Source organism: Mucilaginibacter phenanthrenivorans (assembly GCF_024721155.1).
GTDB lineage: Bacteria > Bacteroidota > Bacteroidia > Sphingobacteriales > Sphingobacteriaceae > Mucilaginibacter > Mucilaginibacter phenanthrenivorans.
Genome location: NZ_JAHVAP010000021.1, coordinates 39,030 through 52,463, shown reverse-complemented (window position 1 = coordinate 52,463; position 13,434 = coordinate 39,030). Strand labels below are relative to the sequence as shown.

General features: G+C 47.0%; 5 protein-coding genes and 1 pseudogene. 1 reads left to right on the top strand and 5 read right to left on the bottom strand.

Annotated features, from left to right (window positions below; translation table 11 throughout):
* Positions 1–1,796: 1,796 nt before the first annotated feature.
* From KXD93_RS30690 to ggt, 4 genes and pseudogenes are all read right to left on the bottom strand, one after another.
* Positions 1,797–2,237: pseudogene (locus tag KXD93_RS30690) on the bottom strand (DUF6443 domain-containing protein); the annotation flags it as partial.
* Between the two features lie 44 nt (positions 2,238–2,281).
* Complete coding sequence (locus tag KXD93_RS29465; protein ID WP_258141148.1) at positions 2,282–5,584, bottom strand: hypothetical protein; 3,303 nt, start codon at positions 5,582–5,584, stop codon at positions 2,282–2,284.
* 454 nt (positions 5,585–6,038) lie between these two features.
* Complete coding sequence (locus tag KXD93_RS29460; RefSeq protein WP_258141150.1) at positions 6,039–6,479, bottom strand: MarR family winged helix-turn-helix transcriptional regulator; 441 nt, start codon at positions 6,477–6,479, stop codon at positions 6,039–6,041.
* A 110-nt stretch (positions 6,480–6,589) separates the two neighbouring features.
* Positions 6,590–8,293: a gamma-glutamyltransferase gene (ggt, locus tag KXD93_RS29455; protein WP_258141147.1), complete on the bottom strand. Its 1,704-nt coding sequence runs from the start codon at positions 8,291–8,293 to the stop codon at positions 6,590–6,592.
* Positions 8,294–8,902: 609 nt separating this feature from the next.
* Between ggt and KXD93_RS29450 the strand changes: the two genes are divergently transcribed.
* Positions 8,903–9,397, top strand: a complete 495-nt coding sequence (locus tag KXD93_RS29450) for a hypothetical protein (RefSeq protein WP_258141146.1) — start codon at positions 8,903–8,905, stop codon at positions 9,395–9,397.
* A gap of 173 nt (positions 9,398–9,570) precedes the next feature.
* Here the strand turns inward: KXD93_RS29450 and KXD93_RS29445 are convergent, their stop codons facing one another.
* The gene (locus KXD93_RS29445; protein ID WP_258141145.1) at positions 9,571–13,311 is read right to left on the bottom strand and encodes a S8 family serine peptidase; all 3,741 of its coding nucleotides are present in this window, start codon (positions 13,309–13,311) and stop codon (positions 9,571–9,573) included.
* Between the last annotated feature and the right edge of the window lie 123 nt (positions 13,312–13,434).

Sequence of the window (13,434 nt, the reverse complement as noted above, 5' to 3'; positions counted from 1 at the left end):
GTACCTCCAATAAAGCCCGAAGTGTTCCCGGTTGCATCAGCCACTGATGCCAGCTGGTTGGGGTTGGTTGTGCTGTAGGTGTAAGTTAGGTTATCTATAGCGGTATTAGTCCCCGTATTCCCCATGAAGGAGCTGTTGCGCTTTAAAGTGACAATATTGCCGCCTGCATCGTACGTTATCCCGAACTCGTCGAACCCGTTTGCGTTAACCGTGAAATTGCCCGTACCTGCCGTGTTGCGTTCACCATAGTTTTCGGCGGTATACCGGTCAACATCATCATAAGCAAACTTGTAGCTGCGCTCCTTTGATTTTGCGCCGGCATTGTCCACGCTCATCCATTTCAGCGCCGTCAGCTTGCCGTTGTATTTTTGTGTGTTGCCGATGCTGCCGTCTGCAATTTGGTCATAAAATAGCTGCATGCCGAACACATCGTTGGTGTCGCCGTTGGTCTTGGCGGTCGTCATATCATTGGTAAGCGTACTGTTATTGATGGTGAGCAGCTGCCCGCGGATGTTATACCGCATGTCGATATTCTGCAGCCACGCGCCCGCGCTGCCGGCGTAGCCCACGCCTTTTTTTATGATTTGCCCAATCTCGTTATAGCTGTAGGCAGCTACTACCTGCATGGTGCCGCTGTTATATTTCTGGCTTACGCCGGTGAGGCGGTACATATGGTCGTAAGTGAGGGCGGTATATACCTTTACCGAGGTAGATGCCCCGGTTATCTTCTCCACCTTGGTGGTAATCGGTGCGCCGATAAAGTTAACGGCTACCGTCTTAGTATCCTCCAATACCGTTGCCCCGGTATATAAATGGTTGTTGCTGCGTACCTGGATGGGGTTGCCCCGCTTATCGTAAAACGTGGCCGTGGTGAGCCAAAGGCCGGCGGTAATGCCGTTACCCATGGTGGTGGTGCTGATCATGGTAGGCACGCCCCTTAACTTTGCTGTGGTGGCGCTGCCCTCATTTGGCAGGCTGGCATCGCTTTGGGTTACGTAGCTGTAGTCGTCCGTACCATCCTGATTCAGGTCATAATCGTCATAATAGGCCCAGGCCAATGGCGTATTGCCCGAGTTTGGGAACGTTACATTGGTGTAATAGCCACCTGCAGTTGCCGTAGCATTCCGGCTCTCGTACCAGGTGGTGTAACTTAAGCCTGCCACATAGGCCTGCATCAGGGGCAATGTAGTATGCGTGGCATCTATATAAATGCCCTGGCTGATGGGTCTGCCTTTTACATCGTACTTAATATAGTTCCACTTGTTATTCGCCCGCATGTTGGCATCCTGCATCAGCACCGGGCGGTTCAGCGGGTCGTAAACAATGTACATCGTTCCGCCGGCGGGCACCGTTTTGGTAACTACCCTGCCATGGTCGTCATAGGTATAACTGAACACTAGGTTGCTCAATGGTGCGGTGGTCAGGCTGTAGCTGTTGGCCGCCAGCGCCGCAGTGGCCTTCGGCGGGACCAGGTAGCTCAGCATTCCGGCGATGTTGTACACATAATAGGTATCATAATTCCCCCCGCTGTGGATCTGCCTTTTCAGGATCGTTCTCCCCGCAAGGTCGGTATACACCAGGGTTTCCACGTTGTCCTCGTCCTTGCCATCGGTTACCGAAAGCGTATTATCGGCGTAAACGCTGCCAGCGGTATAGCTGCCGTCGAAGTTCCAGAGCAGGATGCTGCCATCGGCAGTGCTGCTATTGCTGCGGTATTTTATGGTTTTGTAATGCGCACCGGCAACGCCCGGCTGAAAACCATCGCCCACCATGCCTGATTGCAGCAGCCGCTGCAGCGGGCTGTTCTCAAATACCTGGCTGGCAAAAGGCGAGTTGTCGCGCGCAATTAAGTAGGTGCTGGTGTTGTTGTAAAACGTTGGCTGGGCGGTGGTAAGAGCATTGCTGCGGTAATCGCCTATGGCCGCCCCGTCAGTGTATGGCAGGTAACCTGTTACCTGCTGCCCCGCGCCGTTATAGGCCACAGGCTGGATCAGATCGGCTTGCAGGGGGCTCCCCTCAAAGGCTACGGTCTGGATCGGCCGGCCATAGCCATCGTAATACTGGTAGGTGGTTTGCTTATCAGTTACCGAAAGGGCATCTATTGCTGCATCGGTGGTAACACCAGCCACGCGGATATTTTCCTGGCGGGTAAAAACCTGCGCTTGTGCTAAGCAAAACTGCGAAGCGGTGCTTAACGTTATGACAAGTAAAAGGTTATATATGGGTTTCAAGTTCATGAGGTCAGGTTCTTTTATGTAAATAATTTAATTCCGCCGCCTGGTTAATTCCCCAGTTGGATCAAATATTTATTCCGCTGCACTATGTTATGGTCCTGGTCCAAAACATACAGCACCCGCCCCCAGGTGTCGTTAATGTAATAGGTCGAAATGCCGTTGGTATCCGTTTGCGAGGCGGTGGCATTGCTCATATTGTCGTAACTAAAAGTTGCTACCTCTGCCGTGCTCGGGTAAAACAAAATATCATCTATCGACACAGCCTGTAAGGAGGTGAACGCGAACGTGAAGCTCGACGGCATGGTGGTGACCGTTATGGGCCATTCATAATATTTCCATGCGCCTGTACCCGTATAGGTATAAGCTACCGGCGTACCGCCGTTTAACGACAGGTTAAGCGTTTTTGTACCTGCCGGTGCGTTTATCCAGATGGAGAAGATATACTTCTGTGTTAAGGCATTTTTACTAACCGTTGCGGTAGCCGTTTGTGCGGTGGTAAACGCATACCCGTTCCCCGTATGGCCGCCATTGGTAATTACCGAGCCGCCGGTACCAGTTATATAAAACCCCGGAATATAGATCTGGTAACCGAAGTCGGAATAGGCCAGTTCGTTCGATGCGACGTTTTTGGCTACTATAGAAGTTTTATAAATGTTGTGGTCCGGTGCCTGGGTAACAACATGGTGATTGTTGTCGTCGCTGGTAAGCAGGAATCCCGCATAGTCGTAGCTGGTAAAGTTGGCTACCGGGAAATAATGCGAATTCATGGAGATAGACTGGCTGCTCCCGCTGCCCGTTGCGGTAAATGGTACAAAACTGGTTGATGGGATGCCGCCGGCCTGCACCAGTCGAAGCTGTTGCGAGGGCATGGAACTGGTGGTAGATATGTTTGGGAATGCCTTAAACAAGGTTAACGATCCGCCAATGATATTGGTGGTGCCGCCTTTGGTTACCTGCTGAATGGTTTCAACCTGAATATTCATATTCAGCTGGTTCATGTTGTAAATCGCCGTTACGTTTACGTTGGTGCCGCTGCCTGCAGAGGGAAAATCTTTTGTGTATGACATTTTGGTCGTCAGGGTTGTGCCATCACTGTTTAACAGATCCTGCTGCGTTAGCAGCTTGTGGTAAGCGCTACCAAAAGTGTAGTTGGTAGTGCTGGTTTGTGCCACGCTATACGTGGGCGAATCGTAAACCGTTTTGGTCACGCTCTTGCTTAATTCGCTGGTATTATAATAAATGTTGTATTTGTTGTAGCCGGTAATAACCAGTGTTCCGCTGGTAATGTCGTCGTTTCTGAAACCATAGATAGCTGAAGGAGTGAATGAGCGCTGATAGGTATAGCTGGTTTCGCTTACTTTGGTAGAGCCATCATCCAAATAAGTAGTTACCTTTTGCAGCAGGCCGCGCTCAAAATCGTAATTGGGATTGGGGATAAACGGGTATGAAGTTGCCAGGTTAGCTACCGGCCCGTAGGTTGACGCACAATTGTGCCGGGCAATCATATCGAAAGTTGGCAGCCATTCAGTAGTGGTGCAGGCATCACAGCCGGCATGTGCACCCGTATCCCAATTGGTTGCGGGCACATAATACTGGTATTGGACAACGCCATTGTTGGTGCGGCTTTGTTTGCAATAGCCGTACATAATGGTATGGTCCTCTTCAGACAGGTCGGTGGTTGACAGCGCCGTTGCATTTGCCCAAAGCGTGGCCCCGGTTGCTGAGCCGCCGTATGGAATGGTAAACGCAAACTGCGGTAACGACACCGGCTTGCCGCTTGAAACGCCGGTCGGGCCGGTGTATGAATAATTGGTAATAATTGATGGTGTGCTAAAACCACCGGCGGCCTCAACCTGCTTCACCCTGATGCCGCCGCCTGCATTAACCACGCCGCTTTGCGGGTCGGCATAATCGTTAGGCTCATAGGTAATGGTAGTAACGGCACCTTGTAAAGTGGTGATTGTCTTTAACGCCCCGGTAATTATATTGGTGGCATCCACGCTCATGTTATTTCCGGTTAATGAATATGGGTAGTTTGTTCCGCCTGTGGCCGACTGGTAAATAAGGTAGCGCGGATAACTTGTGTTTGAAGGGTTTACCCACACTTTTGGTAATAGCGCAGTATTTGCGTTTGATCCGTAATATCCCCAATAGTCTACCTTTTTTGAAGACGAATCCGGCAGCGTTGTTGTGTAGTTACCACTTGTCAGCGTTTCTCCGTAGTAGGCAAATGTATAGTTGGTGGGCGAATTGGGGTCGGTACCGTCTATGAACGTCCTCAAAAACTGCCGGTAATAATTCGCGCCTCCCGCTGTTACATACTTTACCGGGCTGTAGGTAAAATTAAGGTTTTTGCCCATACCAACGATGGATGAGATGTAGTTTTGATCAGTGCCGCCGCCGCTTTGTGAGCTGGACGTCCATGTAAAGGTCAATCCCAATGTTACCTGGTCGCCGTCTGAACTGGAAACCGTGCTCAATATTTGAGGTACTGTATACTGTTTAATATAATACTGGCGCGTTGCGGTACTACTGCCGCCAATGTATACGGCAACGGAATCTGTGCTATACCGGGGATGCCCGGTTGTGTACGACAACTGTATCCCGTTAAAATTGGCATCTGTTTCACTTACCAGGTGCCAGTTGTCGTAGTAATTTATTCCTGAATGATACTGCAGGTACTTTGTATTAAAGTAAGCCGGAGTCGCGCTTCCGGGGGTCGTGGTGTTTAGTTGGTCGGGATTGCCGAAATAATATTTGATCCCTTTATCATTGGTAATGGTAAACGATGTAATGTCGTTTTGGCTGCCGGTGGTATAAGTAATTTTAAGATCCTGGTAATTAAGCGGGCGAAAGCCGGGCAGCGTTTTGTCATATACCAGCTGGCATGAAAGCCCCGGGGCGTTTACGTAAAAAATATCAGGCTCGGTATCGGTAGTATATGGTAAATGGCTGCTTATCGTAGCAAGGTCGGCTGTTTCGTTGGTGCAGTTGCCCAGGTTATCATCAATGCCGCCTATGTAGGTATTGGCAGTATTGGCAGTGTTCATCCATCCGAGCATTCCGGATACATTGCAATCGTCAGGCAGGCCCCTTAATTGACGGCTTATTTGTCCCCCGGCCTGAAGGTTCCAACCGATTCCCCCTGAACCTTCCACATCCTTAACATGCACTCCGTTACCGTTGTACACCAGGTTTACCGGGAAGCTCACCTGTCCGCGGTTAAAGGTCCACACAGGAATAACCACATTGGCCGAACCGGTTAAAGGGCTAACATTAACCTGTGCAAAGGTTTTTGTCGTAAAAAATGCAGCACACGCCGCAAGCAGAAGCGTTAAATTAATTTTCATGATGAAGGTATTAGGAACGGATACCGGCGTACCCGTAAAGTTTTATTGGAAGGTAAAGACTATTTTTTTAATAATCAACAGGTTGTGAAATTATGTCGATGGATTTTTTGTGGAAATTGAAATCCCTTTCCGGATCAGCAGACATATTCAAATTGATGGAGTAGCGTATTTTCTTTAAAGAAAATTATTAACTACGGGTTGTGTTCCGCCTGTTCCATGCGTTCCGCCCATCAAAAAATGCACAATTACGTTATGCTTGATTATCAGATACTTACACTTATTTAACCTAAGGGCAAAAGTGAAATATCCTGATTATCAGCGTGTTTCACAGCGTTCCGGGTGTTCCATGTGCAAAAATGGAACGCTGTGGAATAAAAAACCCTGCAAACATTACTGCCTGCAGGGTAAACTATATTAATTCTATATCACTTTCACCCTTGCCTCACCGCAGCACCTACCCCTCCTCCGGCTTAAAGTTCAAAGCCAGCTGATTCACTTTCTTCAGCATTTTTATCAAATACTCCCTGTCTGCTTCGCTGATGTTATCGTTAAGGTGGTTGTTGAATTTCCTGCCGATAACCCTGGCCTGGTGGCGTTTCTCCTTACCAAGTTCGGTAAGGTAGATCTTAACCGAACGCTTGTCACCCTCGTTTGATTCCCGGTGGATCAATCCCGATTTTTCCAGCTGGGCCAGCATTCTCGAAAGACTGGTTGATTTCAACCCCAGCAAAGCCGCAACCTGCGAAACCGTGGTTCCCTCCTTTTCATCAATATTGATCAGTAAATACCCTATCGACTGCGTGATCCCAAATTCAGTAACCACCTGGTTATACCGGTTAGCCACGGTTTGCCAGGCTATCTTCAAAAAGTAATCAATGGTTTCCTGGTGTTTTATCTGGTTGTTCATAGTTCATGGTTGATAGTTCATAGAAAACATTGTGATTGGTTTATATACTTTAAAACTGAAGCTGCCATGAACCATCAACTATGATCCATGAACTCCTCCTAATATCCCAACTTCGTATCATCTCCCCTCGGGTCGGCACCGCCCTGGTAGCTGCCGTCTTGTTTTACCAGTATGGCATCTACCCTTCCGCCTACGCCGCCGGTAATTATTTTGTATCCCTTCGCTGTAAGCTTATCAACGGCAGCTTTATCAATTGCATCCCTTTCCATATTCACCTGGTCGGGCAGCCATTGGCTATGGAAACGTTTGGAAGTAACGGCTTGTTGCATATCCTGGTCAAATTCAATCACATTTAAAATAGTTTGAAATACCGATGTAATAATGGTAGAACCGCCCGGCGTACCAACCACCATGAACAGCTTACCGTCCTTTTCCACAATAGTAGGCGTCATGGATGATAACATTCTTTTACCCGGCTGGATACTATTTGCTTTACCCCCAACCAGGCCAAACATATTTGGAACGCCCGGCTTGGAGCTAAAATCATCCATTTCATCATTCAATATAAAGCCGGCCCCCGCAACCACTATTTTTGATCCGAACGAATCATTCAGGGTTGTAGTGATAGCAACTGCATTACCATCCTTATCCACTATGGAATAGTGCGTGGTTTCGTCGCTTTCGTACCCGACAATCGCCCCGGGCTGAATACTGGCGCTTGGCGTTGCTGCTGACCAGTTAAAACTTTTCATACGCGAGTCGATATAAACAGGGTTCAGCAGGCTATCTACCGGCACTTTATAGAAATCCGGATCGCCAAGGTATTTGGAACGATCTGCGTAAACTCGGCGCTCTGCCTCAACAATCAGCTGCACAGTGGAATCCTGGTTATGGCCCCATCGGTGCATCGGATATTTTTCAACCGAATGCAGCAGTTGCAGCAAGGCAACGCCGCCACTCGACGGTGGTGGCATCGCTATTATTTTATAGCCTTTATAACTTCCCGTAATAGCCTTTCGCCAAACTGAATGATAGCTTTCAAGATCTGTCTTTGAAATAATGCCCTTGCCACTCTTCATTTCGGCAACAATTTCGTCGGCCACCTTTCCGCTATAAAAACCATCCCGTCCCTTGTCGCGGATCAGTTCCAGCGTTTTTGCCAAATCCTCCTGTACCAGCAGGTCGCCTTCTTCCCATTTGGTATCCTTTAAAAAGTAAGCTTTACCGGGATTTAACTTCCTGAATTGCGGGCCAATCCAGTTAAGCGAACCGGCAAGGCGCTTGCTTATTTTAAACCCGTTGCGGGCCAAATCTATTGCCGGCTGCACCAGCTCCGCCCATTTTAATTTTCCATATTTTTTGTGGGCCTCCACCATGCCATCAACAGATCCGGGGACGCCCGATGCCTTGTGTGTATTGAGGCTCATATCCGGAATCACATTTCCGGCGCTGTCCAGGTACATATTCACACTTGCAGCAACCGAAGCTTTTTCCCGGAAATCAAGTGTATTTGTTTCACCCCTCCCCGATCGGTAAACCATGAATCCGCCGCCGCCAATATTCCCGGCCTCGGGGTGTGTTACTGCCAGCGCAAACTGAACCGCCACCGCAGCATCAACCGCGTTGCCGCCTTTTTTCAGAATATCCAGCCCCGCTTTCGACGCATTTGGTGTGGCGCAAACCACCATGCCGTTATGATATGGCCCGTCTGTTACTCCTGCCTGCGCAAATGCTTGTTGCGCAAAAAGAGTAGTAAGCAGTATTGAACAGGTGAGTTTTATAGATTTTAGACGATGCATCATATCAGCAGAAATTTAATCCGACTAATTTATCATATTTAGTTTTAAAAAATGAAGCCGCGGCCCTATTAAAGATTCACGCACCTTTTGCAATTGCCTGCTCCCGCAGATCATCGAATTGCAGAAACTAATTTTAAGGAATTCATGAATGCGGCGCAATTTAAGCGAGGCCAACAGGTTTTTGGAAAACCGCAACGGTGTTTTTCTTAACTTAAAGTGTGTTCCACATAAAAATCAATATTAAAACACTTGATTATCAGTAACTTAATTGAATTTATGTTAACTACAAAGCAAATAAACTGATTATCAACATGTTTCATAGCGTTCCGGGTGTTCCATATGTAAAAGTGGAACGCCTGCCGGCGAGGATTCACGAACTTCCGCTTGCATTTATTATTACTTTTTGTGCAAAACATATTAATAATATCAGTTTTAATTAAAACTATCTCAAATATTTTTAGCTGGGAATCAGTTGTTTGTTGCCTTTACATGCCACTTTGGTTGCTAAAACACCAATAAAATATTAATTCTGCCGTTAATTTGACTTTACATATTAAGAAATATTATTCCGTATTAACGAAATAATAGCACATCAACCAAACAATTTATCGAATGAAAAAACTATTTATTTGCACATTTATCTTATTCTCTTTTTTGCTGATCAGTAAAAAATCAAACGCGCAGGATTACAAAACAGCGGTCGGTCTTAAATTCGGCGGCTACGAAAACGGCATCTCCGGAAAGTATTTTACAACCGACGATGTTTCAATTGAAGGATTGCTGGGCTTCAGGTCGCATGGTGTGGTAATTACCGGTTTATACGAAATAAACCAGGTAGCTTTCGGCGTTAAAGAACTGAAATTTTATTACGGTGCAGGTGCGCACATCGGTTCGGTGGGGAGCGGTATTTACCACAGGTTTAATGGCAGCGACGAATATTACACCAGCAGCCACATATTGCTCGGTATTGACGGTGTAGTTGGATTAGAATACGTGATCCCGCAATCGCCAATTGCCGTAAGCCTGGACCTTAATCCGCGAGTGGAATTAGCTACAGGCCCCTTTTTCGACATAGCGCCGGGATTGGGAATTAAGTACACGTTTTAAGAGTCCGAAAGTCGGGGAAGTCAGTAAAGTCCGGAAGAAGGAATCGTTTAGATCCATTCTTCTGGATTTTTTGATTTAAGAGGAGCCCGACAACACTACTTCTGTTCTGTCCTCCAAAACCACGGCACGGCGTCTTTCGGACTTTCGGATTTTCCCGACTTCGGACAAAAAAATCACCTCAATACAATCACCTTGGTATTATACACTTTTTGACCTAAAGTTAGTTTCAAAACATAAGTCCCTGCGGGCAGGTAGGTTACATCAGCGGCCGTACTAAAATTACCCGCCGTGATAGATTGTGTGGTGTTATAAACTTTTTGCCCTGCCGCATTTATAAGCGCAATAGAGAGTTCAGCATCATTTTTGGCGGCAAAAAGAATACTCAGCTTGGTGCTGGCAGGTACCGGGAAAACAACCAGGCCGATATCAGTATTTTTACCGGGACTGTTTGCAGTAATAATGTAAACATAATTGTCAGACAAGACAGTACACCCTGTTGCCGATATATAAGCCACCTGGTAATTACCACTTTGTAAGGGCACATAAGTTGCCTTTGTAGCTCCATTTATTACCTTTCCATTTAAATACCATTGATTACCTGTCGCAAAGCTCGAGCTTAATGTTGTTGCATTTTGGGTTATAACAGGCTTGGTAACCGTTACAGCCTGCCTGGTTACAGATGGACAGCCCGCACTTTTCACCTTGATATCATATAAATAATAATAGTATTGTTTGTAAGCAGCGGTGTCGGTCCCAGAGGTGGCATTGTTACCTGTTATGCTGAATATGTTCCCTATTTTAAAAGGATAGCCTGTTACGCCAGCATTGTTACGGTAAATGGTGGCATTAGCGTCATAGGCTATATTAATAGTATAATCTCCCGCCGCAGGCAATAATAGGTTAAGATTATAAACGGCGCCTTGGTCGTTGGCATCGTCAGGCTGTTCACCTGCTAGCGGAGTGGTTCGTGTAGCTACGGCATTAATGGTTGAGGTTGATACAGTACGCCCGCTTGCATCATTAACACTAAATGTAATTTTACCCGAATAACCGATATACAAACGCGCACTTTCAATTATTACCGGAACTTTGGTTGTTACGCTGATATACGGGGTAAACTGGTTATAATTTCCACCTGTAAATACGTTTTTAGTAGCCGGGCCAACGCCGCCTGCAAAATCATTAAGGCCCGCGTAATAAGTATTGTTCACCGGGGCAGCAGTTACCGCCGCGGGTGAACCGTACCCCACCGGCAACGTGTCATTAATATTTTGATACCATAAAAGTGTACCATCGCCGCTGCCCGATAGCTCGTATTGTTTACTGTCGGAACAGTAGTAAGCAGTGAGATCAGTTGCAACCGGCGGCGGGCTGATCAATACAGTTTCAGTTACCTGGTTATTTTCACCGATCGGATCACCTGCCAAATTTGTGACGGCAGTTATTTTATAGGATGATCCGGCGGTGGCGTTAAACGTTGTATTGAGGATAAAATTTTCCTCTTCAGCTGGTTGCAGGGTACCTGTATAAGTTTGTTGGAATGTGGTAACAGAATTATCGGGTGCTGTAACAGTTACGGTAACCGGGATATTACTGATGGCTAATCTACCAAAATTCTTGAGCCTAACGGTAACCTGGGTTGCAGCCGAGCAGGCACCGGAAGATTCGGGAGTTACGATAGCAGTTACACCCGCATCAATTGCGGTTTGTAGAAACTGCACGCGGTAGTCCTGTGTTTCGCCCTTGGCATAGTTGCCGCATGCCGTAATTGTAGATGCATCGTTAGTTTCTGCAAGTACCACCCGCATCACACTGTAATTGTTAGCTATTACTGTTCCGGGAACGGTGATGTTGGTTGAATAAACTCCTGTGCCATTTATAATACCTGATGTTGCCACAAGTTCATTCGCATCAAAAACGCCGTTGCCATTCCAGTCGATATAAACTTTGGCCGCCTTATTAAAATTTGCCCCACAAGTTCCAAGGGTAATACTTAGCGGGTAGGTTTTTCCTTCTTCAAGCTGTATAGTTTGGTCGGTATGATCAGAATAGGTGGTACAACCCGCCGGCGGCGTGTAATTGAGATTTGAGAGCGTTACGTTGTTAACCCTTGAATCTGCGCTTGACAAGGGTGCCGAAGCGCAATAGGTTACGCCGCCAACCCCGGTTTCAATAAGCGAATAGTTTTGAGAGCCCCCCTTTAAAGTCCCTTTGTGCGATATGGTAATGGTATACGCTTTACCTGGCACAGCCCCCGGGATATAAACCTGTTCGATATTATCTAAAATATTATCACCTGTTTTTGCTGCAGCAGATGGATTTAAAGGATCCAGGATCCAGGGTTGGAAGGTTGTGCTGCCATCACTTACCCTGATGTCGACATCATTCACCAGCTTTGGGGTGCGGCTGTTAATTACACCTTCGGCTGTTGCAGTACCCTCAGGATCCGTCCATGATATGGTTGCCACCAGAGGGCCGTTGCCCGAAGCCACAACGTTATAGATTTGCTTTTGCCCCTGTTGCAAAACTATTTCCTTTATCAGGCTTTTGCCGCCGTTGTCGGTTATCGCCTGTGCTGCACTGCGCATATTTAACAGGCCCCAGCCATAAATGTAATCCGGGCCAACATTTCCCGCATCAAAGGCAGTATGGCAGGCCAACCCCTTTAACGTTGAGGCACGCATGAAGGCGCCGTTGTTTTTTTGCGAATAATATTCCTGTAATAAATATAGCGAGCCGGTAATGTTTGGCGCCGCCATTGAAGTCCCGGACAATGTTGTATAAGATGTGGTACCTGCATTGTTTGTAGACAATACATCCACACCATCACCAACTATGTCCGGTTTTATCCGGCCATCGTCGGTAGGTCCGTAACTGCTAAAATAGGCGATACTGATATCGCTGCTGTTCGTAGGCCCGTTGGGTAGAGGATTTACCGCTCCCACTGTTAATACATTTTTTGCATTACCGGTAGTGGCAATAATATCATAACCATCGTTATTACTTATACCCGCGGGCCTTGCGCCTTTGTCGACAAACGTTTGGTTGGTTTTACTTGAATAACCATAATAATCCTGACCCACCGCAGGGCCGGTTTCCGAACGGCTGTTCCCCGCCGATTCCACTATCAGATAATGAGGCGCAGCGACGGCTATTTTATCCCAGCTTTGTGTCCGTTCCCCATAAAAGCCGAAATTATAATCAACACTATCACCCGGTAGTCCATACCATTCCCAATGGTTTGAAAGACCATCAAAATACCAGCCCGCCGCATCGCCATAGGAGTGGTTTGAAAGCAGCAGCCCCGATGCGGCTGCGCTCATTTCAGCGACATCGTTATCAAAATCGTATGATTGCAGGGTATTAGCGTTAAATGCCATTCCCTTTGCCGGCGGGTACACACCCTTTGCTATCATTGTTCCGGATACATGGGTGGCGTGCTCAATAACCTGGGCAGTCGAATCGTGCAGTGTAATGGTTTTACCGGCAAATTCCTGGTGCGCCTTGTAAACCGAACCTCCATCCCAAATAGCCAGCATCCCGTTTATTGATGTGCTTGCCCCCGAGAGCGTTAACCCGGCCGATCCGCCAGGTTGCACGGTGTTGGTCTGCGTGGTTGCAGCAGCAGTAGTGTTATTGTCGGTTTTTAGATAGATGGGGAAGCCAAGTTTATTTACCCCCTGCAAGGATAAGATCCCGCCCTTTTTCGTTTTACGCTTTATGACCCAGCCATTTTTTTGTGCGAGAACCAGCGCGTTTTTATAGTTAGCAATAAAAGATGCTCTTGCCTGTGCCGAAAGACTGGTCAACTCCTTTTTATTAGCATCACTCACCGGGATTTGCTGAGCCGATGTTTTACCTGCGAACCACAGCAACAAAAGGGAAACAGTAACTGCTGTGTATAATTTATTCATATTATGATATGGCCTTATTAGCGCGTCAAATGTACCTGTAAAACAACTGGTGCGATTTACATCGCAATATAAAATTAGTTTTTTATTAACAAGTTATTCAGTGTCTTATAAATGACAGTAAAC

What these genes read in the sequence shown, in the direction of transcription:
- ggt (WP_258141147.1), bottom strand. Translation starts at nt 8,293, where the DNA reads ATGATGCATCGTCTAAAATCTATAAAACTCACCTGTTCAATACTGCTT.
- KXD93_RS29465 (WP_258141148.1), bottom strand. Translation starts at nt 5,584, where the DNA reads ATGAAAATTAATTTAACGCTTCTGCTTGCGGCGTGTGCTGCATTTTTT.
- KXD93_RS29450 (WP_258141146.1), top strand. Translation starts at nt 8,903, where the DNA reads ATGAAAAAACTATTTATTTGCACATTTATCTTATTCTCTTTTTTGCTG.
- KXD93_RS29445 (WP_258141145.1), bottom strand. Translation starts at nt 13,311, where the DNA reads ATGAATAAATTATACACAGCAGTTACTGTTTCCCTTTTGTTGCTGTGG.